The sequence below is a fragment of the Streptomyces sp. NPDC050674 genome (genome assembly GCF_040654575.1).
In the GTDB taxonomy this organism is placed as follows: domain Bacteria; phylum Actinomycetota; class Actinomycetes; order Streptomycetales; family Streptomycetaceae; genus Streptomyces.
The window spans coordinates 413,214-434,726 of the sequence record NZ_JBFAIG010000001.1 but is presented as its reverse complement, the minus strand read 5'-3'; the positions used below and the strand labels follow the sequence as shown (position 1 = coordinate 434,726).

Here is a 21,513-nt window from a genome sequence, read left to right as displayed (position 1 = left end):
ACGGCCTTTCCTCAGACCGGGCGGTGGCCGGTGCGGTTCCGGCGGCGGCTGCGCAGATATCCGATGGGCCCGTACAGCAGCCCGCACAGCTCCAGGCGTGCGAGCCGTCGCGACCGCCGGATGTCCGCCTCCGCCTTGCGGTGCGCCTGGGCCAGGGCGTACCGCACGCCCCGGGGGAGCCGGCGCACGAGGGCCGGGACCATGAGGGGGTCGTGCACCAGGGCGCCGGTGAGGTAGGCACCGAGCCCGGCACCGTAGCCGAACGCCTGGGCGTCCAGGGCGTCCTGGGTGCGGCGGTGGCGATGCCAGACGATCGCCTCCGGCTGGTAGGCCAGGGTGTGACCGGACGTCAGGACCCGGAAGAAGGCGAGCAGGTCGTCGCCGCCGCGGGCCGGAGTTCCGGTGCCCGTGGCCGGGTCGAAACCGCCGAGGGCGCGCAGTGTGTCCGTACGGAAGGCCATGTTGGTGCCGGATCCGAAGCGTCCCGCGGCGAAGGGGAACAGGGGGTCCTTCGGCGGGTGGTGCGGGGACCAGGTGCGTGGCACGAACCCCTTGGCGAAGCCGCCGTGGCGCTCCAGGGCGGCCTGGGCCTCGGTCTCCAGCTCGGCCGGGATGATGAGCCCGGTCACACAGCCGATGTCCGGGTCCCGGGCGAAGCCCTCGGCGAGCGCGGCGAGCCAGCGCGGGTCGACCAGGGTGTCGTCGTCGGTGAACGCGGCGATCTCGCCCCGGGCGCGGCGAAGACCCCGGTTGTGCGCGTGGGCCAGACCCGGGAGCGGTTCCCGGACGTAGCGGGCCCGGCCCCCGTACGCGCCGCGGACGAGCCGCTCGGCCGCGTCGTCGGCCGGGGCGTTGTCCACCACGATCACCTCGAAGTCCGGGTAGTCCACCCGCAGCAGGGACGTCAGGCATTCCCTGAGCATCTCCGGGCGGTTGTGCGTCGCGACGATCACGCTGATGGACGGCGCGAAGGGCGAGGAGCCCCGGGCGGGGGTTCCCGCGTGCGGAAGCGGGAACCGGCGCCGGGCCGTGCCGGCCACGGACCGCCACAGATCCTCGGGCGTGCCCTCGTGCCCGCCGGTCACCGTGACCAGGCCCAGGGGACGGCCGCGCAAGCGCACCAGGGCCAGCACCGGAGCCGCCGGAAGGGCCGGTCCCGGGCCGGCGGGCCCGCGGAACTCGAACGGCCGCGCCAGGTCGACGTCGACGACCGCGACCGGCGCGTACCCGGACCCGGCCGGCGGGTACCCGGACCCGGCCGGCGCGGTCGCGGCAGCCCGGGGAGAGACCGCCGGGCGCCGGGTGACGCTCATGCCGTGCTCCCCGCGGCCCGCGCGGCGGAGCGGGCGCCGGGCCGCTCGGACAGGAGCGTACGCAGCACTCGACGGCCGTCGGAGACGGCGTGCAGGTGGGACCGCCCGCTGCGCCGCGGCAGTTCGAGGCTCGGGACCTCGGCGATGCGCAGGCCCGAGCGCAGCGCGTGGGCGATCATCTCGGTCTCGATCTCGAACCCGGAGGAGTGCAGGTCGAGGTCGTCCAGGAAGTCGCGGCGGAAGGCGCAGAACCCGTAGCAGAGGTCCGTCAGTCTGGCGTCGTAGAGGTGGTTCACCGCGGCCAGCAGCACCTGGTTCCCGAGCCGCCGGATGCGGGTGATGTCGAGGGAGCCGCCGCCCGCGATGAACCTCGAGCCCTTGACGAAGTCGAACCCATGGTCGAGGAAGTGGAGGTAGTGCGGGATCTCCCCGGGCAGCATGCTGCCGTCGGCGTCCATCATCACGATGTAGTCGCCGGTCGCGGAGAGGAAGCCGGTGCGCAGGGCGTTGCCCTTGCCGGGACCGCTCTGCTCGACGTGGCGGACGGTGGGCAGGCACCGGGTCGCCATGTGCACCGTGGCGTCGACGGAGTCCCCGTCGACCAGGATGACCTCGTCGACGCAGTCCGGGATCTGCTCGAAGACCCAGGGGATGTTGCGGGCCTCGTTGCGGGCGGGGACGACCAGGCTGACGCTGGCACGGGGCGGGGGGCGGTCCCCGGCCCGGCGCAGCGGGTGCGGGGCGCGGTCCGCCCGCGCGGAGCCGTGGCCGTCGGCCTCGGTCATGAAGGAGGGGTGCTCGGGCAGCTGATGCGTGTTGTTCATGGTGCCGGTCTCCCGGTCAGGTGCCTCCGAGGAGACGCCATATGTTTACGACGTATACGTACATTTTGCCCGGTTTGTCCGTGAGGTCAAGAGCAGCACACGGCACCGTGACCGCCGGCCTGGGCCGGGGCGCTGTGCGGGCGTAGGGTGGAGAGCGGCAAAGTGCACGACGGCGTAGTCCCGATCATGAACGCACCCATCGAGGATTACGCCCTCATCAGCGATCTGGAGACGGCCGCCATGGTCGGCCGGGACGGGTCGGTGGACTGGCTCTGTCTGCCCCGGTTCGACTCCCCGGCCTGTCTGGCGGCCCTGCTGGGCACCGAGGACAACGGACGCTGGCGACTGGCCCCCGTGTCGGGCGGCCCCTGCACACGCCGCTCCTACCGGGCCGACACCCTGGTCCTGGACTCCGTGTGGGAGACCCCCACCGGGAGCGTGCGCGTCACCGACCTCATGCCGCCGCGCGCTGACGTGCCCTGCATCCTGCGCATGGTCGAAGGACTGACCGGCACGGTGGATCTGCGCAGCGAGCTGCGCCTGCGCTTCCACCAGGGCCGTGTCGTGCCCTGGGTCCGGGACGTCGGGCACTGCACCGTCGCCGTCGCCGGTCCGGACGCGGTCTGGCTCGGCGGCGACGGCCCGGTGCGCGACCGGGGGGACGAGGACGCCACCGTCTGGGAGTTCACCGTCACGGCCGGACGCAGACTGGCGCTCACGCTGGGGTGGACGCCCTCGTACCGCTCCGCGGCACCCTCACCCCTGTGGGTCCCGGCGGAGACCGCGCTGAAGGAGACGGTCGACTTCTGGCGGCGCTGGGCCGCCCGGTGCCACTACCAAGGGCCGTGGCGGGAACCTGTCGTGCGCTCCCTCATCACCCTCAAGGCCCTCACTTACGCCCCCACAGGCGCCATCGTCGCCGCTCCCACCACCTCGCTGCCCGGCCGCATCGGCGGTGAGCGCAACTGGGACCACCGGTTCTGCTGGCTGCGCGATTCCACCCGCGCGTTGTCCTGTCTCCTGCGCAGCGGCTACCGGGACGAAGCCACGGCCTGGCTGGACTGGCTGGTGCGGACCATCGGCGGTGATCCCGCCGATCTGCAGACCGTCTACGGCGTCAAGGGGCAGCGGCTGCTGCCCGAGACCGAGGCGCCCTGGCTGCCCGGCTACGAGGGCTCCCGGCCGGTGCGGTTCGGCACCTCCGCGGTCAGCACCTTCCAGCTGGACGTGTACGGCGAGGTCATGGACACGCTGTGGCTGTCGCTGCGCGCCGGTATCCCCATGCCGGCCCATGTGTGGGAGCTGGTCGAGTCGCTCATGGGATTCCTGCGGCGGCACTGGCGCGAGCCGGATCAAGGGCTGTGGCCGGAGGGCGGCCCGCGGCGGCAGTTCGTGCACTCCAAGGTCATGACATGGGTGGCCGCCGACCGCGCCGTGCGGATGGGGGAACTGCTCGGGCGCAACGGCTCCTCCGGACAGTGGCGGGCCATGCGGCAGGAGGTGCACCGGCAGGTCTGCCGGGAGGGCTGGGACACCGCCCAGCGGTCCTTCGTCCAGTCCTACGGCGCGCCCGGCCTGGACGCCTCGGCGCTGCTGATCCCCCGGGTCGGGTTCCTGCCCGGCCGCGACGAGCGGGTACGGAGCACGGTGCGCGCCATGAGCCGCCTCGGGCGCGGCGGGTTCGTCCGCCGGTACGACGAGGGTGCCGCGGTGCCGGAGCGGCAGGAGAGCGCCGAGGGCGCGTCCCTCTCCTGCTCCCTGTGGTACGCGGACGCCCTCGCCGCGACGGGGCGCCGGCACGAGGCCCGGGAGGTCTTCGAGCGGGTCCTCTCCGTTCGCAACGACGTCGGCCTGCTGGCCGAGCAGTGGGACCCCGACGCGCGGCGCCAACTGGGCAACGCGCCCAAGGCGTTGAGTCACATCGCACTGGTGGAGACGGCGTTCGGCCTGTCACCGGCGCCGGGAGGGGGCCGCGGGGTGACGGCAGTGGGCCGGCGCTGAGACACCGCACCGGCCTCAATCGGCCGCCCGTCCGCCGTCGTTGCGTTCTCGCAGCACGGCCTCGCCCTGCTCCACCGTCATGGGCCGGGCGAACAGGAAGCCCTGCCCGTACCGGCAGCCGATGTCCGCCAGCAGTTGCCGCTGCTGCGGCTCCTCGATGCCTTCGGCGATGACCTGGAGGCCGAGTGTGTCGGCGAGATGCACGATGCCCTCGACCAGGGCGACTTGCTGCGGGTCGTGCGGGATGCCGTCGATGAACGACTTGTCGATCTTGAGCACGTCGATGGGGAAGTCCCGGAGGTAGCGCAGCGAGGAGAACCCGGTGCCGAAGTCGTCGACGGCTATGCGCACGCCGCGGTCCTTCAGCGCCTGGATCTGCGCGTCGATGTGGTCCGTCCGCTGCATGAGCACCGACTCGGTGAGTTCCAGCTGGAGTGTGCCCTCGGCGAGACCGGTGGTGTCCAGAGCGGTGCACACCTCCTCCAGGAACCCCCTGTCGCGCCACTGCCGGGTCGATACGTTGACGCTGATGTACGGCGGGTCGAGCTGCGGTGTGCGGTGCTGGAGCCGGGCGATGTCGGCCGTGGACGTGTGCAGCACCCACGCGCCGAGCGTCGAGATGTGCCCGGTCTCCTCGGCGAGCGGGATGAACTGGTCCGGCGGCACCGGATCGGGCCCGAGCTCGGGCCAGCGGGCCAGGGCCTCGAAGCCCACGACCCTGCCTTCGTCGATGTCCACCACCGGCTGGTAGCGCAGGCCGAACTCCTCCCTGCTGACGGCCTGGTCGAGCCGCACCTGCAAGTCGTGGCGCTCCACCACACGAATCCGCTGCTGGGGCTGGAACCGGCGCCAGGTGCGCTTGCCGGACGCCTTGGCGGCGTACAGGGCCAGGTCGGCGAGCGCGAGCAGGTCCCCGGCGTCCGTGCTGTCCCTGGCCGTGGCCACACCCACGCTGGCCGAGACGCTCACCGACTCCACCGCCAGGTGGAAGGGCCGGCTGAGCGTCCGGACCACGTGCGCGGCCAGCACCTCGGCGTCGATGGGCTGCTCCGCGTCCTCGATGAGCACGGCGAACTCGTCACCGCCGAGCCGGGCGGCGGTGTCGGTGCGCCGCAGCATCCCCGACAGGCGCTCGGCCACGGCACACAGCAGACGATCACCGACCGCGTGCCCGAGTGTGTCGTTGACGATCTTGAAGTCGTCCAGGTCGATGAAGAGCAGGCAGGTGGTCGTCGACTCCCGGTGGCCCCGGCGCAGCGCGCGTTCGGTCCGCTCCAGCAGAAGCGTGCGGTTGGGCAGACCGGTCAGCGAGTCGTGGAAGGCCCGCTGCGTGAGTTCGTGTTCCAGCTGCCGTTGCTCGGTGACGTCCCGCAGGGTGACGACCAGGCCGCCCACAGTCGGGTCGTGCCGCAGGTCCCGGCAGCGCACCTCCACCTCGATGCGGGCCGTGTCCCGGGGCACCCGCCAGTGGTCGTGCGCTTCGGGCTGCCCGTCGGCGCGCAGGGCCGCCAGGGTGCGCACGACCCGGTCCCGCTCCTGGGGATCCACCAGGTCGGGAAGGTGTGTCCCGGTGAGTTCCGTACTGCCGAACACGGTGGGCGCCGAGGGGCTGGCGTAGCGGACGGTGGTGTCGTCGTTGACGATGAGGATGACGTCCGAGGCGTTGTGCACGAGGGTGCGGAAGTAGGCCTCGCTCTCCTTGCGGATGACCTCCCGCCGTAGCGCGATGCGTTGCGTCGTGAGCCCGGCGTGCGAGGCGAGCAGCTCCAAGGACCCGCGCATCTCGGAGAGCTGGCGCTCGGATCCGGCCGCCAGCAACGCCCCCGGGAGTTCGCCGTCGGCCGGTTGCTCGGGATGGACCATGGGGCAGAGCAGGGCCGCGGGCAGCTTGCCGAGCCGGGCGCTGACCGCCGGTCCGAGCGCGGCGGACGGCACGAGCACCGTGCGGTTGCGGGCGGCCCCGTCGGGCTCGCCCCGCGAGGGCACCGGGCCGTCGGCCCCGGCGGGGCGGCGCTCCAGCCGGTCGTACAGCTCCTCCGCCTCCCCGGCCGACAGCAGAAGCGTCACATGCCGGCTCTGCGGCCCGAACAGGGACGTGACTGCCGCGTCGCAGGCCCGTGCGATCTCCACCGGCCAGAACGCCCCCATCAGAGAGTCCGCGGCGGTGCGCAGGGCCAGCTCCCGTGTCATGGCCCTGCGGTGCGCGACGACCATCAGGGTGAGCCGGAGGATCACCAGCAGGAACAGCGTTCCGGAGAACGCGGCGAGCAGCGTGGAGTCGTACTCCAGGCCGTTGCTCTCCTCGTGGGCGAGGATCGCGGGCGGGATCAGAGTCGCCACGGCGAGCAGGAGCAGTCGGCGCCGGGGTGGCAGCAGGGTCTGCGGCACAGAGACCGGGGCGGTCAGCCGTGCCATGGAGGGGTGCAGCGCGGCCGAACCCCAGGCGGCGCAGAACACGATCCAGCAGGCTGCCGGGAGGGTGACCGCCTCCCGGGCGCCGTTCAGCCTGAGGATGGCGTGGGCGAGGTCGAGGCCGAGCAGGGGGAGGGCGCCCAGGACGAGCAGCCGGACGGCCCGGCAGGGGCCGCGGGTGAGGAGCCGGCCCAGGAGACCCAGCACGAGTACGTCCCCGACCGCCGAGGCGACGCTGATCGCACGCTGCTGCCAGGTCAGCCCCTCCTGCCGGGTCAGGGGCTGCACCAGGTAGACCCACACCGGCAGCGCGAGCCCGGCCGTGATGACCAGGGTGTCGAGCACGGTGGGCAGGTCACGCCCCTTCCACCGGCAGCCCAGCAGACCCGACAGCCCCACGGCGAACAGCGGGAGAACGAGGAGACGGCAGACGTCGACCGGGGACGGGAACGGGGCCGAAGCGGCGGAGTACGCCTCCTGTGCGTGGCCGAAGGTGCTGCCCCCGGTGAAGATCAGCAGCCCGGCGGCGAGCACCAGCCACGGCCAGGGGGGCACGGGGCGGTGGACCCGTACCCCGGCCACGACGGCCGCGACCCCGGTGAGCCCGATGAGCGCCCACAGCGGCGTCCGCAGCACCGGGACACACACGTACAGGACGGTGAGGACCCCGATCAGCGAGAGGTACCCGGCCGGCGGGTGGCGGGCCGGGCCGCCTCGGCCGGTCGGCGGGGGCCGCATGCGGGCCTACTCCTTCGACTCCGGCTGCCGCGCGGCGTCCGCGTAACCGTGTGGGTTGAGCCGCTGGAAGCGCCAGGCGTCCCGGCACACATCGGCGAGGTCGCGGGTGGGACGCCAGCCCCATGCCCGCTGCACGGCCGTGGCGTCGGCGACCAGTTCGGCGACGTCCCCGGGGCGCCGGGGTGCGATGTCGTACGGGATGGGCCGGCCGCAGGCCCGGGAGAAGGCGGCCACGACGTCCAGGACCGAACTGCCCGTGCCCGCGCTCAGGTTGTACACCCGCATGCCCGGCGTGTCACCCAGGTGGTCCAGTGCGACGCGGTACGCCTCGACGGCGTCCATGACGTGCAGGTAGTCACGGATCCCGGTGCCGTCGGGGGTCGGATAGTCGTCGCCGTAGAGCGAGAACTTCTCCCTCCGGCCGACGGCCACCTGCGCGAGACGGGGCAGCAAGCCCTCGGGTGGGTGAGGGGGGTCCTCGCCGAGGAGGCCGCTGGGGTGGGCACCGGCGGGGACGGGGCAGCGCAGGCACAGCACGGTGTACTCGGGGTGGCGCAGGCAGACGTCCGCGAGGATCTGTTCGCAGATCCACTTCGAGGCCGCGTACGGGGTCGCGGGCCTGACGGGGGTGGCTTCGCCGAGCGTTCCCCGGCCCCCGTCCCCGTAGATCCAGCAGGAGGACGGGTAGACCAGCCGGTGCACCCCGTGTTGGTGCATGGTCCGCAACAGGGCGGTGGTCCCGCCGACGTTGGTGTCGTAGTACGTGACGGGCATCCGTGTCGACAGGCCCCCCGCCTTGTGCGCGGCAAAGTGCACGACGGCGTCCACGGAGTGTCGGTCGAAGACGGCCGAGAGGGCGCGCCGATCACGGATGTCCAGCTCGTAGACGGCGCCGACGAAGCGGCCGGCGATCCGTTCCACCCGGGTGAACACCTGCGGTGTGCTGTTGGAGTAGTCGTCGACCACGATCACCTCGTAGCCGTGGTCCAGCAGCTCCACGCAGGTGTGGCTCCCGATGAACCCGGCCCCGCCGGTGACGAGGACGGTCGAGGGGGCCCACGAGGATCCGGCTCCTCGAGCAGTCGGCGACTGGTTCCTGCGGGCCATGCCGGGACTCCCGCGTCGGGTGCGGTGGGCACCGTATGTTTACGGTGTATATGTACGACTTTGCACCCGCTGGTCCGGTTCGGTCAAGGCCGCACGAGCAACTGGAAGTCGAACGCGTAGCGCGAGGCCCGGTACAGGTGCGTTCCGTACTCGACCGCACGTCCCGTGTCGTCGTAGGCCGTGCGCCGCATCGTGAGCAGCGCGGCGCCCTCCCGCTCGTCCAGGCGGGAGGCCTCCGCCGCGGTGGCCGCGCGGGCGCCGACCGTCTGGCGGGCGCTGTGCAGGGTGATGCCCGCCGCGCGCATCACACGGTAGAGGCCCGTCGACTCCAGGCGGGCGCTGTCGAGGTCCAGCAGGGCCGCGGGCAGGTGGTTGCACAGCAGCGCCACGGGCGCGCCGTGGGTGTGGCGCACCCGTTCCAGGACCGTCACCTCGCTGCCCTCCGGCACGCCGAGGGCGGCGGCGACCTCGCAGGAGGCCGGGACGACCTCGTGGCGCACGACCTGGGTGGTCGGCGCCTGCCCGGCCGTCTCCAGGTCGTCGTAGAGACTGCTCAGTTCCAGGGGGCGCCTGACCTGGCTGTGCACCACCTGCGTGCCCACCCCGCGCCGCCGCACCAGCAGGCCCTTGTCGACCAGCGACTGGAGGGCCTGACGGACGGTGGGGCGGGACAGGCCCAGGCGCGCGGACAGGTCGACCTCGTTGCCCAGGAGGTCGCCCGGGGCGAGGGCCCCGTGCTCGATCGCCGCCTCCAGCTGCCGCGCGAGCTGGTGGTACAGCGGCACGGGACTGCCCCGGTCCAGGGCGAAGTCCAGCGAACCGAGCGCGGAGGCGGCCGCCGTGGTGCGGGCCCGGTCACCGGTCCTCGCCATGGATGAACCCCCTTCCGGGTGTCAGGAGTTGCTCGGGAAACCGAGGTTGATGCCGCCGTCGGAGGGGTCCGGCCAGCGGGTGGTGATGACCTTGCCCTGGGTGTAGAAGGCGATGCCGTCGTTGCCGTAGACGTGCAGGTCGCCGAAGAGCGAGTCCTTCCAGCCGCCGAAGGAGTGGTAGCCGACCGGGACCGGGATCGGCACGTTGACGCCGACCATGCCCGCCTTGACCTCCAGCTGGAAGCGGCGGGCCGCGCCGCCGTCCCGGGTGAAGATCGCGGTGCCGTTGCCCCAGCGGGAGGAGTTGATCAGCTGGATGGCCTCCTCGTAGGTCTCCGTACGGACGACCGCCAGCACCGGGCCGAAGATCTCGTCCCGGTACGCGTCCGCCGTCACCGGCACCCGGTCCAGCAGGGAGACTCCGAGGAAGAAGCCGTTCTCGTGCCCGTCGACCGAGAAGCCCGTGCCGTCGACCACGACCTCCGCGCCCTGCTCGGCGGCCGACGCCACGTACGACGCCACCTTGTCCCGGTGCTCGCGGGTGATCAGCGGGCCCATCTCCGAGGCCGGGTCGTTTCCGGGGCCGATCTTCAGGTTCTTCGCCCGCTCGGCGATCTTGCCGACCAGCTCGTCGCCGATGTCACCGACGGCCACGACCACCGACACGGCCATGCAGCGCTCGCCGGCCGAGCCGTACGCGGCGTTGATGGCCTGGTCGGCGGCGAGTTCCAGGTCGGCGTCGGGCAGCACCAGCATGTGGTTCTTGGCCCCGCCCAGGGCCTGCACCCGCTTGCCGTGCTCGACGGCCGCTCGCTGGATGTACTTGGCGATCGGCGTCGAGCCGACGAAGGACACCGCCTCGACGTCCGGGTGCTCCAGGAGACGGTCCACGGCCGTCTTGTCGCCCTGCACGATGTTCAGGACGCCCTCGGGCAGACCGGCCTCGGTGGCCAGTTCGGCGAGCCGGAGGGACGCCGACGGGTCCTTCTCGGACGGCTTCAGCACGAAGGTGTTGCCGCACGCGATGGCCAGCGGGAACATCCACATCGGCACCATGGCCGGGAAGTTGAACGGCGTGATGCCCGCGACGACGCCCAGCGGCTGGCGGATCGAGGCGACGTCGACCCGCGTGGAGACCTGGGTGGACAGCTCGCCCTTGAGCTGGACGGAGATCCCGCAGGCGAGCTCCACGATCTCCATGCCGCGCGCGACCTCGCCGAGCGCGTCGGAGTGCACCTTGCCGTGCTCGGCGGTGATCAGCTCGGCGATCTCGTCGCGGTGGGCGTCCAGCAGCTCGCGGTACTTGAACAGGATCGCCGTACGCTTGGCCAGGGAGGACTCGCCCCAGCTGTCGAAGGCGGCCCTGGCGGAGGCGACCGCGGCGTCGACCTCGTCGACGGTGGCGAACGCGACCTGCTTCTCCTGGGCGCCGGTCGCCGGGTTGTAGACGGGGCCGAACCGGCCGGAGGTGCCCTCGACGGGCTTGCCGTCGATCCAGTGGGTGATGGTCTTCATGGTGCGCAAGGGCCTTTCGTGGAGCCTGGGGACAGCGGCGGGGGTCAGAGGTGGCGGCGGCGTCCGGCCACCTGGCGGTCGTAGCGCTCGCGGGCCGCGACGGCCGCCTCCCGGGAGGCGGTCTCGGCCACCGGCACGTCCCACCAGGCCTCGGCCGGGGGAGCGGTCGGGGCCGGATCGGTCTCGACGTAGACGCACGTCGGCCGGTCGCCGGCGCGGGCCGCGGCGAGGGCGTCGCGCAGCTCGCGCACGGTCTTGGCGCGCAGCACCTCCATGCCGAGGCTGGCCGCGTTGGCGGCGAGGTCGACCGGCAGCGGGGCGCCGGTGAAGGTGCCGTCGGCGGCGCGGTGGCGGTACGCGGTGCCGAAGCGCTCGCCGCCGGTCTCCTCCGACAGTCCGCCGATGGAGGCGTAGCCGTGGTTCTGGATCAGGACGAGGTTGACCGGCAGTCCCTCCTGGACGGCCGTGACGATCTCCGTCGGCATCATCAGGTAGGTGCCGTCGCCGACGAGCGCCCACACCGGGGTGCCCGGGGCGGCCTGCTGGACGCCGATGGCGGCCGGGATCTCGTAGCCCATGCAGGAGTAGCCGTACTCCAGGTGGTACTGGCGCGGGCTGCGCGAGCGCCACAGCTTGTGCAGGTCGCCGGGGAGCGATCCGGCCGCGTTGATGACCACGTCGTCGTCGCCGACGGCCGCGTCGAGCGCGCCGAGCACCTGGGTCTGGGTCGGGACAGCGCTGTCGTCGTCGGCCCGGTAGGCGGCCGCGACGACCTCGTCCCAGCGCTGCTTGCCGGCGCGGTACTCGGCCTCGTAGGCCTCCGCGACGCGGTGCCCGGCCAGACCCTCGGCCAGCTTCTCCAGACCGGACCGCGCGTCGCACACCAGCGTCCGGGCGGCCAGCTTGTGCGCGTCGAAGCCGGTGATGTTGAGGTTGAGGAACCGCACGTCCGGGTTCTGGAAGAGCGTGCCGGAGGCGGTGGTGAAGTCCGTGTAGCGGGTGCCGACGCCGATCACCAGGTCGGCGGTGCGGGCGAGGTCGTCGCTGACGGCCGTGCCGGTGTGGCCGATGCCGCCGAGGTCGGCGGGGTGGTCGTGCCGCAGCGAGCCCTTGCCCGCCTGGGTGGAGGCGACCGGGATGCCCGTGGCCTCCACGAACGCCTTCAGCGCCGCCTCGGCCTCGCTGTGGTGGACGCCGCCGCCCGCCACGATCAGCGGCCGCCCGGCCGACCGGATCGCCTCGATCGCGGCGGTCAGCTCCACCGGGTCCGGCGCGGGACGCCGTACGTACCAGACGCGCTCGGCGAAGAACTCCTCCGGCCAGTCGTACGCCTCCGCCTGCACGTCCTGCGGCAGGGCCAGGGTGACGGCGCCGGTCTCGGCCGGGTCGGCCAGCACGCGCATCGCGTTCAGCGCCGACGGGATCAGCGCCTCGGGGCGGGTGATCCGGTCGAAGTACCTCGACACCGGACGGAGCGTGTCGTTGACCGAGACGTCGGCCTCGACCGGGTGCTCCAGCTGCTGGAGGAGCGGGTCGGGGGCGTGCGAGGCGAAGTAGTCGCCGGGCAGGAGCAGCACCGGCAGCCGGTTGATCGTCGCCAGGGCCGCGCCGGTGACCAGGTTGGTGGCGCCCGGGCCGATGGAGGTCGTCACCGCCTGCGCGGACAGGCGGTTGAGCTGCCGGGCGTACCCGACCGCGGCGTGCACCATGGACTGCTCGTTGCGGCCCTGGTGGAACGGCATGGCCTCCTCGCCCGCCTCCAGGAGGGCCTGGCCGATCCCGGCGACGTTGCCGTGGCCGAAGATGCCCCAGGTTCCGGCGATGAGCCGGCGGCGCACGCCGTCCCGCTCGGTGTACTGGGCGGACAGGAACCGCACCAGGGCCTGGGCGGTCGTCAGGCGGCGGGTCGGGGCGCTCATCGGGACGTCTCCGGGGCGGTGTAGAGGGGGAGGCGGGGGTCGACCGGCTGGTCCGGCCAGGTGTCGCGGATCCAGGCGTGGTCGGGGTGGTCGCAGATCAGCCAGGCGCGCTCGGCCTCCGGGCCCGCCATGACGTTGAGGTAGTACATGTGGTGGCCGGGCGTGGCCATCGACGGCCCGTGCCAGCCGTCCGGGATGAGGACGACGTCACCGTCGCGGACCTCGGCGAGCACGTCGGTGTCGCGGCCGGGGCCGGACGGGGAGACGCGCTGGTAGCCGAGGCCGGGGACGCCGTCGTGCCCGGCGAACTCGAAGTAGTAGATCTCCTCCAGCACGGACTCCTCGCCCGGCCGGTGCTCGTCGTGCTTGTGCGGCGGGAAGGACGACCAGTTGCCGCCCGGGGTGATCACCTCGACCGCGATGAGCTTGTCGCACTCGAAGACCCCGGCCGCGCCGAAGTTGTTCACCTGCCGGGAGCAGGAGCCGGTGCCCCGCAGCTCCACCGGCACCTCCGAGGCCGGCCCGTAGCGCGCGGGCAGCCGGCGGGTGCAGCGCGCGCCGGTCAGCGCGAACCGGCCGCCGCCCGCGGACGTCACGCTCGCGCGTGCGTCGCGCGGGACGTACGCGAAGTCGCTGACCCCGCTGAACACGTCGGGGCGTCCCCGCAGTTCGAAGGTGTCCTGGCCGAAGTCGTCCGTCACGGCGACCGCGCAGCCGCCGCTCAGCGGCACGACGATCCACTCGCTGTCGCCGCTGTCGAAGGAGTGCGCGCCGCCCGGCGGCAGCTCCAGGACCCGCAGGGCGGAGTGGCCCCAGCCGGCCTTCTCGGGCGTGATGTCGACGGTGTAGGGGCCGCCGAGGGCCTTGCCGGCGGGAAGGTGGTACGTCATTGCGTCCTCCGGATCACAGCAGACCGACGGCCGTGTCCACGGCCTCTTCCACGCTGCCCCCGGCCGGGTAGAGCAGCGACCTCCCGACGACCATGCCCTGCACGGTGGGCAGTCGCAGGGCTTTGCGCCAGCGTTCGTAGGCGCCCTCCTGATCGTCTCCGACCTCGCCGCCGAGCAGCACGACCGGCAGCGTGGAGGTCTCCAGGACCCCGGCCATGTCGTCAGGGTCGTCGGTGACGGGGAGCTTCAGCCAGGTGTAGGCGGAGGTGCCGCCCAGACCCGAGGCGATCGCGATCGACTTGGTGACGGCCTCGGCGGACAGGTCGTTGCGGACCCTGCCCTCCACGCGCCGGGACAGGAACGGCTCGACGAACAGGGGCAGCCGGTGGGCGGCCATGGCGTCGATCGCCCGCGCGGTGGACTCCAGGGTCGTCAGCGAGCCCGGGTCGTCGTAGTCGATGCGGACCAGGAGCTTGCCGGCGTCGAAGCGGAGCCGGGCGATGTCCTCGGCCCGGTGGCCGGTGAAGCGGTCGTCCATCTCGAAGGAGGCGCCGGCGAGGCCCCCGCGGTTCATCGAGCCCATGACGACCTTGTTCTCCAGCACCCCGAGCAGGAGCAGGTCCTCCAGGATGTCGGCGGTGGCGAGCACCCCGTCGACCCCGGGCCGCGACAGCGCGGTGCACAGCCGCTCCAGCAGGTCCGCGCGGTCGGCCATGGCCAGGCGCCGGTCGCCGACCCCGAGGGCGCCGCGCGCCGGGTGGTCGGCGGCCACGATCATCAGCCGGCCGCTGTCGCCGATCAGCGGGCGACGCACCCGCCGGGCCGCCGCCTCGGCGATGGCTTCCGGGGTGCGGGCTCTGACCGTGGTGAGGTCGGGGATGCCGATGTTCAAGGAAGGCTCCGTTTCAGTGGCTCGTGCTCGGCGACGGCATCAGTGGCTCGTGCTCGGCGACGCGGCCCCGGCGAGGAGGCCGGCGACCTCGGACTCGGTGGGCATCGCGGAGGAGCAGGCCAGGCGCGAGGCGACGAGGGCGCCGGCGGCGTTGGCGTGGCGCATGGTCCGTTCCAGGTCCCAGCCGGCGAGCAGACCGTGGCAGAGCGAGCCGCCGAAGGCGTCGCCCGCGCCCAGGCCGTTGACCACCTCGACCGGCACGGGCGGCACCTCGGCCCGGCTGCCGTCGCGGTGCACGGCGAGGACGCCCTTGGGGCCCTGCTTGACGACGGCCAGCTCCACGCCCGCCTCCAGCAGCGCGTCCGCGCAGGCCTGCGGCTCGCGCACGCCGGTGGCGATCTCGCACTCGTCGAGGTTGCCGACCGCGACCGTGGCGTGGCGCAGGGCCTCGCGGTAGTACGGGCGGGCCTCCTCGGGGTCGCGCCAGAACATCGGGCGCCAGTCGAGGTCGAAGACGGTGATGCCCGACTTCTCGCGGGCCTTGAGGGCGGCGAGCGTGGCGGAGCGGCTGGGTTCCTCGCTCAGGCCGGTGCCGGTGATCCAGAAGATGCGGGCCCCGCGGATCGCGAAGAAGTCCAGCTCGTCGGTGTGGATCTCCAGGTCGGGGGCCTTGGGGCGGCGGTAGAAGTACAGCGGGAAGTCGTCGGGCGGGAAGATCTCGCAGAAGGTGATCGGCGTCGGGTGGGCCGCGACCGGGGTCACCCAGCGGTCGTCGACGCCGAAGCCCTTCAGCTCCTGGTGCAGGTACGTGCCGAAGGGGTCGTCGCCGGTGCGTGTGATCACCGCCGTGCGGCGTCCCAGGCGGGCCGCCGCGACCGCCACGTTGGCCGCCGAACCTCCCAGAAACTTCCCGAAGGTCTCCACCTGGGCCAGGGGGACACCGGTCTGGAGGGGATAGAGGTCGACCCCGATGCGGCCCATCGTGATCACATCGAAATACTGGGCTGGCTCGGCCATGCGCGACCTCCTCGGGAAGCTGGGGATGCGGGTCCCCGGGCGCCCTGACACGGTGGGGGCGTGGAGGGACGGGACCTGCCGCCTCACAGGTGTAGGTCGCGGAGGCCGGTGCTGTCAATAGTTTGTACTTACATTCGGACCTGCACGTGAAATGATGTCTTAACAAAGTATTGACAGCGGGCCCGGCAGGGACTTGTATCCCGTGCCATCGCAACAGTCGGTTTGCGGCATCATGATCCGGACTCCGTAAGGCTCCGGGACCACGGATCCCTTCGTGATCCCTTCCTTTCCCCCGCAGTAGCACAGTGAGGTGCCAGGAAAGATGGACCGCTCTTCTCACCCCCGCTCTCGCAGGTTCGCGCCCGTCGTCGCCGTGGCCGCGGCAGCGGCCCTGACCCTCGCCGGCTGCTCCAGCAGTTCCGGAGGCAAGAAGTCCGAGGAAGGCGCCGCGAACGCCTCCGCCGGCAAGGCGACCACGCCCCGCATGACCGTCGCCCTTGTCACCCACCAGGCACCCGGCGACACCTTCTGGGACACCGTCCGCAAGGGTGCCGAGGCCGCCGCCGCCAAGGACAACATCAAGCTCATCTACTCCGCCGACCCGAACGCGGGCAACCAGGCCAACCTGGTCCAGAACGCGATCGACCAGAAGGTCGACGGCATCGCCGTCACCCTCGCCAAGCCGGACGCGCTCAAGGGCGTCATAGGCAAGGCCGAGAAGTCCGGCATACCCGTGGTCGGCCTCAACTCCGGCCTGAGCGACTGGAAGAAGCTCAACCTGCTGGAGTTCTTCGGCCAGGACGAGTCCGTCGCGGGCGAGGCCTTCGGCAAGAAGCTCAACGAGGTCGGCGCCAAGCACGTCCTGTGCGTCATGCAGGAGCAGGGCAACGTCGGACTCACCCAGCGCTGCGACGGCGTCGCCAAGACCTTCGACGGCAAGGTCGACCCGCAGAACGTCAACGGCACCGACATGCCGTCCGTGAAGTCGACGATCACTGCCAAGCTCAAGCAGGACCCGTCCATCGACTACGTCGTCACGCTCGGCGCCCCCTTCGCGCTGACCGCGGTGCAGTCGGTCGCGGACGCCGGCAGCAAGGCCAAGATCGCCACCTTCGACCTCAACAAGGACCTGATCAAGGCCATCAAGGTCGGCTCGATCCAGTTCGCCGTCGACCAGCAGCCGTACCTTCAGGGCTACCTCGCAGTCGACGGCCTGTGGCTCTACAAGAACAACGGCAACTACAGCGGCGGCGGGGAGCAGCCCGTGCTGACCGGCCCGGCCTTCGTCGACAAGGCCAACGTCGACAAGATCGGGGAGTTCGCCGCGAAGGGCACCCGGTGATGAGCATGACCCAGCAGGCCACGCCGGCGGTGGGAACACCGCCGGCCCCCGGCCCGAAGCAGTCCGACGGCCGGACGCGGCAGCGCCCGCTGGCGCTGCGGCTGCTCGCCCGGCCCGAGGTCGGCGTCTTCCTCGGTGCCGTCGCCGTCCTCGTGTTCTTCCTGTTCGCCGCGCCGCCGGTACGCGACGGCAGCTCGATGGCGAACATCCTGTACCAGTCGTCGACCATCGGGATCATGGCGCTGCCGGTGGCCCTGCTGATGATCGGCGGCGAGTTCGACCTGTCCGCCGGTGTCGCCGTGGTCACCTCGGCGCTCACCGCGTCGATGCTCAGCTACCAGCTGACCATGAACGTCTGGGTCGGCGTGATCGTCGCCCTGCTCGTCTCGCTCGCGATCGGCGCCTTCAACGGCTGGCTGCTGGTCAAGACCGGCCTGCCGAGCTTCCTGGTCACCCTGGGCACCTTCCTGATCCTCCAGGGCGTCAACCTCGCGATCACCAAGCTGGTCACGGGCAACGTCGCCACCGACGACATCAGCGACATGGACGGCTTCACACAGGCGCAGAAGCTCTTCGCGTCGACGTTCACCGTCGGCGGGGTCAACGTCAAGATCACCGTGGTGTGGTGGCTGGTCTTCGCGGCCCTGGCGACCTGGGTCCTGCTGCGCACCAGGTACGGCAACTGGATCTTCGCCGTCGGCGGCAACAAGGCCTCCGCGCGGGCCGTCGGTGTGCCCGTGACGTTCACCAAGATCTCCCTGTTCATGCTGGTCGGTTTCGGCGCCTGGTTCGTCGGCATGCACCAGCTGTTCTCCTTCAACACCGTGCAGTCCGGCGAGGGCGTGGGCCAGGAGCTCATCTACATCGCCGCGGCCGTCATCGGCGGCTGTCTGCTCACCGGTGGCTACGGCTCCGCGATCGGCCCGGTCTTCGGCGCCTTCATGTTCGGCATGGTGCAGCAGGGCATCGTCTACGCCGGTTGGAACCCCGACTGGTTCAAGGCCTTCCTCGGCGTGATGCTCCTCGGCGCCGTCCTCATCAATCTGTGGGTCCAGCGCACGGCGACCCGGAGGTGACCGCGATGACCAGCAAAGAAACGGCCACCCACGGTGCCGCTCTGAAGGACAACCCGCCCGAGGGGGACCGCCCCCTGGTGGAACTGCGCGGCGCGGGCAAGTCCTACGGCAACATCCGCGCCCTGCACGGCGTCGACCTCACCGTCCACCCCGGCAAGGTGACCTGCGTCCTCGGCGACAACGGCGCCGGCAAGTCCACCCTCATCAAGATCGTCTCGGGGCTGCACCAGCACACCGAGGGCGAGTTCCTCGTCGACGGCGAACCGGTGCGCTTCTCCACCCCGCGCGAGGCCCTCGACAAGGGCATCGCCACCGTCTACCAGGACCTCGCCGTCGTCCCGCTGATGCCGGTGTGGCGCAACTTCTTCCTCGGCTCCGAGATGACCAAGGGCCCCTGGCCCGTACGCCGTCTCGACATCGAGAAGATGAAGAAGACCGCGGACGAGGAACTGCGCAACATGGGCATCGTCCTGGACGACATGGAACAGCCCATCGGCACCCTCTCCGGCGGCCAGCGCCAGTGCGTGGCCATCGCCCGCGCCGTCTACTTCGGTGCCCGCGTCCTCATCCTGGACGAGCCCACCGCCGCCCTCGGCGTCAAGCAGTCCGGCGTGGTGCTGAAGTACATCGCCGCCGCCCGCGAGAAGGGCCTCGGCGTCATCTTCATCACCCACAACCCGCACCACGCCTACATGGTCGGCGACCACTTCAGCGTGCTGCGCCTGGGCACCATGGAACTGTCCGCCTCCCGCAGCGACGTCAGCCTCGAAGAGCTGACCAACCACATGGCCGGCGGTGCCGAACTGGCCTCCCTCAAGCACGAGTTGGCGCAGGTTCGCGGCGTCGACGTCGAGGAGCTCCCCGAGGAGGGGGACCTCACCGCTCCCGTAGCCACGCCTTCGGAAGGAAAGTCCTGACATGGCCCACGCGCTCGACCGCATCCGGGTCGGCTCCGCCCCCGACTCCTGGGGCGTCTGGTTCCCCGACGACCCCCAGCAGGTGCCCTGGGAACGCTTCCTCGACGAGGTCGCCGAGGCCGGCTACTCCTGGATCGAACTCGGCCCCTACGGCTACCTGCCCACCGACCCGGCCCGGCTCACCGACGAGGTGACCAAGCGGAACCTGAAGGTCTCGGCCGGAACCATCTTCTGCGGACTGCACCGCGGCCCCTCCGAGTGGGACTCCACCTGGGAGCAGGTCAGCCGGGTCGCCGCCCTCACCCAGGCCATGGACGCGGGGCACCTGGTCGTCATCCCGTCCTTCTGGCGCGACGACAAGACCGCCGAGATCCTGGAGTCCCCGGAGCTCACCACCGAGCAGTGGCGCAACCTCACCACGGGCATGGAGCGCCTCGGCCGCGAGGTGAAGGACCGCTACGGCCTGGACATCGTCGTCCACCCGCACGCCGACACCCACATCGACACCGAGGAGCACGTCGAGCGGTTCCTCGACTCGACCGACTCCGACGCCGTCAACCTCTGCCTGGACACCGGGCACTACGCCTACTGCGGCGGTGACAGCGTCAAGCTCATCGAGACCTACGGCGAGCGCATCGGCTATCTGCACCTCAAGCAGGTCGACCCGGAGATCCTCGCCGACGTCGTCAAGAACGAGGTCCCCTTCGGCCCGGCCGTCGCGCGCGGTGTGATGTGCGAACCGCCCGCCGGTGTCCCGGAGCTGGGTCCGGTCCTCACGGCCGCCCAGAAGCTCGGCGTGGACCTGTTCGCCATCGTCGAGCAGGACATGTACCCCTGCGAGCCGGACAAGCCGCTGCCGATCGCGGTGCGCACCCGCAAGTTCCTGCGGTCCTGCGGCGCCTGACGACCCGGAAGGACGGCCCATGACGGAGCGTGCCGCGCTGGGAGTGGCGGTCATCGGTACCGGACGGATGGGCGCCGACCATGTGCGCCGCCTCCACGAAGTCACCAGCGGAGCACGGGTGGTCGCCGTCGCGGACGTCGACGCGGAGCGGGCCGGGGCCGTCGCGGCCCGCGTCGACGGCTGCACGGCCCACACCGACCCGGCCGCCGCACTGGCGGCGGACGGCGTCGACGCCGTCCTGATCGCCTCCCCGGGCCCGGCCCACGAGGCCACCCTGCTCGCCGCGTTCGAGCGGGACCTGCCCGTCCTGTGCGAGAAGCCGCTCACCCCCGACGCGGCCTCCGCCCTGCGCGTCCTCGAAGCCGAACTGCGCCTCGGCCACCGCCGGGTCCAGGTCGGCTTCATGCGCCGCTACGACCCCGAGTACGCCAAGCTGAAAGCCCTGCTGGCGACGGGGCAGTTGGGCCGCCCGCTGATGCTGCACAACCGGCACCGCAACGTCGCCAGCCCGCCCTTCTTCACCAGCTCCATGCTCATCAGCGACTCCGTCGCCCACGAGGCCGACGCCACCCGCTGGCTGCTGGGCCATGAGATCACCGCCGTCACGGTGCTGCGCCCCACCCCCTCGGCCGGCGCCCCGGACGGCCTGCGGGACCCGCAGTTCGTCGTCTTCGAGACCGACGGCGGCGCCCTGAGCGACGTCGAGATCTTCGTCAACTGCGGCTTCGGCTACCAGGTCCAGGCGGAGGTCGTCTGCGAACGCGGCACCGCCCGCATCGGCGACGGTCACGCCCTGGTCACCAACATGGCCGGCCGCTGGGGCGGCACCATCGCCCAGGACTGGACCGAACGCTTCGCGACGGCCTACGACCAGGAGATCCAGACCTGGGTCGACGCCACCCGCCGCGGCGAGGTCACCGGCCCGAGCACCTGGGACGGCTACGCGGCGGCGGCGGTGTGCGAGGCGGGGGTCAGGGCGCTGGAGGAGGGCGGACGGGTGGAGGTCGAACTGGTGGAGCGGCCGGGGCTGTACGCATGACAAGGGGTCCGGGGTCGCTGCCCCGGCCCCTTGCCGCATGTAGCGTGAACAGTGTCGTAGAGGGGAGCGGTGATGGGCACGGCACGCGACCTGATGATCGTGGCGCTGGACGGGGCGACGAGCCGACCGGTGACGCAGGGTGACCTGTCGCTCGGACTGGCCGGGGCGGAGGTGTTCGACCTCCTCGGCGTCGAAGCGGTGACGCTGGACGACGACCGCATCGTGCCCCGCCGCACGCCGCCCCTCGACGACCCTCTGCTGGAACAGGCCGCGGCCGGGCTCGTGCGTGACAAGCCGTACGAGACGGTCGAGGACTGGCTGTGGCGCAGGGGCCGCGGACTGGCCGAGTGGTACCTGACCGTCCTGACGGAGGAGGGACTGGTCGCGCGGCCGCGCACCTCCTGGATCCCCTTCCGCGGCACCGCCGTGCCGACGCCGGTCGACTCTCCCGCCCGGCAGCGCGCCAGGGACCGCCGGGCGGCCGACGAGCCGGTGCTCACCACACTCGCGGCCGCCGTCGGAGCGCGCGACGACGTGCCCGACGACCTCGCCGTGCCCCACGGCGCCGCCCAGACCGTGTTCGCCGCGGTGGTCGGTGCCGTGACGGAGCTGGACGCCGTGCGCCGGCGGCGGGCCGTCGAGGACGCGGCGTTCGCCAACGTCTGGCGCGGTGCGTGACCGTCGCGCTGCCGTGGGCCCGTTGATCCCGAGAGTGCGGCCCTGCGCGCCTCGCGC

General features: G+C 71.9%; 17 protein-coding genes. 7 read left to right on the top strand and 10 right to left on the bottom strand.

The window, feature by feature from the left end; translation table 11 throughout:
• Positions 1 to 11: 11 nt before the first annotated feature.
• The gene (locus tag AB0I06_RS01740; RefSeq protein WP_363116723.1) at positions 12 to 1,313 is read right to left on the bottom strand and encodes a glycosyltransferase; all 1,302 of its coding nucleotides are present in this window, start codon (positions 1,311 to 1,313) and stop codon (positions 12 to 14) included.
• Complete coding sequence (locus AB0I06_RS01735) at positions 1,310 to 2,137, bottom strand: glycosyltransferase family 2 protein (protein WP_363116722.1); 828 nt, start codon at positions 2,135 to 2,137, stop codon at positions 1,310 to 1,312. The genes AB0I06_RS01740 and AB0I06_RS01735 overlap by 4 nt, the downstream gene beginning before the upstream one ends.
• 186 nt (positions 2,138 to 2,323) lie before the next feature.
• Here AB0I06_RS01735 and AB0I06_RS01730 point away from each other — a divergent pair, with 186 nt between their 5' ends.
• Entirely contained in the window at positions 2,324 to 4,138 is a 1,815-nt protein-coding gene (locus AB0I06_RS01730) for a glycoside hydrolase family 15 protein (RefSeq protein ID WP_363116721.1), read from the top strand.
• A 15-nt stretch (positions 4,139 to 4,153) separates the two neighbouring features.
• On the opposite strand, the gene AB0I06_RS01725 is transcribed toward AB0I06_RS01730, so the two are convergent.
• The 8 genes from AB0I06_RS01725 to iolC form a co-directional block, all read right to left on the bottom strand.
• On the bottom strand, positions 4,154 to 7,288 hold the full coding sequence (locus AB0I06_RS01725) for a bifunctional diguanylate cyclase/phosphodiesterase (protein ID WP_363116720.1): 3,135 nt from the start codon (positions 7,286 to 7,288) through the stop codon (positions 4,154 to 4,156).
• 6 nt (positions 7,289 to 7,294) lie between these two features.
• Entirely contained in the window at positions 7,295 to 8,395 is a 1,101-nt protein-coding gene (gene galE / locus AB0I06_RS01720; RefSeq protein WP_363116719.1) for a UDP-glucose 4-epimerase GalE, read from the bottom strand.
• 83 nt (positions 8,396 to 8,478) lie between these two features.
• Entirely contained in the window at positions 8,479 to 9,267 is a 789-nt protein-coding gene (locus AB0I06_RS01715) for a GntR family transcriptional regulator (RefSeq protein WP_363116718.1), read from the bottom strand.
• A gap of 21 nt (positions 9,268 to 9,288) precedes the next feature.
• Positions 9,289 to 10,782 carry a CoA-acylating methylmalonate-semialdehyde dehydrogenase gene (locus AB0I06_RS01710; RefSeq protein WP_363117015.1) on the bottom strand — a complete coding sequence of 498 codons (1,494 nt, stop codon included), beginning with the start codon at positions 10,780 to 10,782 and terminating at the stop codon, positions 9,289 to 9,291.
• A gap of 44 nt (positions 10,783 to 10,826) precedes the next feature.
• Positions 10,827 to 12,701: a 3D-(3,5/4)-trihydroxycyclohexane-1,2-dione acylhydrolase (decyclizing) gene (gene iolD, locus AB0I06_RS01705; RefSeq protein WP_363116717.1), complete on the bottom strand. Its 1,875-nt coding sequence runs from the start codon at positions 12,699 to 12,701 to the stop codon at positions 10,827 to 10,829.
• Entirely contained in the window at positions 12,698 to 13,591 is an 894-nt protein-coding gene (gene iolB, locus AB0I06_RS01700) for a 5-deoxy-glucuronate isomerase (protein ID WP_363116716.1), read from the bottom strand. Before iolB ends, iolD begins: the two co-directional genes overlap by 4 nt.
• A gap of 13 nt (positions 13,592 to 13,604) precedes the next feature.
• Positions 13,605 to 14,483 (bottom strand): deoxyribose-phosphate aldolase, encoded by an 879-nt coding sequence (locus AB0I06_RS01695; RefSeq protein WP_363116715.1) that lies wholly within the window; start codon positions 14,481 to 14,483, stop codon positions 13,605 to 13,607.
• 39 nt (positions 14,484 to 14,522) lie between these two features.
• Positions 14,523 to 15,500 carry a 5-dehydro-2-deoxygluconokinase gene (gene iolC, locus AB0I06_RS01690; RefSeq protein WP_363116714.1) on the bottom strand — a complete coding sequence of 326 codons (978 nt, stop codon included), beginning with the start codon at positions 15,498 to 15,500 and terminating at the stop codon, positions 14,523 to 14,525.
• A 322-nt stretch (positions 15,501 to 15,822) separates the two neighbouring features.
• On the opposite strand from iolC, the gene AB0I06_RS01685 reads away from it, so the two are divergent.
• The 6 genes from AB0I06_RS01685 (at position 15,823) to AB0I06_RS01660 (ending at position 21,456) form a co-directional block, all read left to right on the top strand.
• Entirely contained in the window at positions 15,823 to 16,842 is a 1,020-nt protein-coding gene (locus tag AB0I06_RS01685) for a sugar ABC transporter substrate-binding protein (protein ID WP_363116713.1), read from the top strand.
• Entirely contained in the window at positions 16,842 to 17,918 is a 1,077-nt protein-coding gene (locus tag AB0I06_RS01680; protein ID WP_363116712.1) for an ABC transporter permease, read from the top strand. The genes AB0I06_RS01685 and AB0I06_RS01680 overlap by 1 nt, the downstream gene beginning before the upstream one ends.
• A gap of 5 nt (positions 17,919 to 17,923) precedes the next feature.
• Entirely contained in the window at positions 17,924 to 18,835 is a 912-nt protein-coding gene (locus AB0I06_RS01675) for an ATP-binding cassette domain-containing protein (protein ID WP_363116711.1), read from the top strand.
• A 1-nt stretch (position 18,836) separates the two neighbouring features.
• A complete protein-coding gene (locus tag AB0I06_RS01670) occupies positions 18,837 to 19,739 on the top strand; it encodes a sugar phosphate isomerase/epimerase (protein WP_363116710.1) in 903 nt (300 codons plus the stop codon).
• Positions 19,740 to 19,758: 19 nt separating this feature from the next.
• A complete protein-coding gene (locus AB0I06_RS01665) occupies positions 19,759 to 20,778 on the top strand; it encodes a Gfo/Idh/MocA family oxidoreductase (protein WP_363116709.1) in 1,020 nt (339 codons plus the stop codon).
• 72 nt (positions 20,779 to 20,850) lie between these two features.
• Positions 20,851 to 21,456, top strand: a complete 606-nt coding sequence (locus AB0I06_RS01660; RefSeq protein ID WP_363116708.1) for a GPP34 family phosphoprotein — start codon at positions 20,851 to 20,853, stop codon at positions 21,454 to 21,456.
• The last annotated feature ends 57 nt before the right edge of the window (positions 21,457 to 21,513 follow it).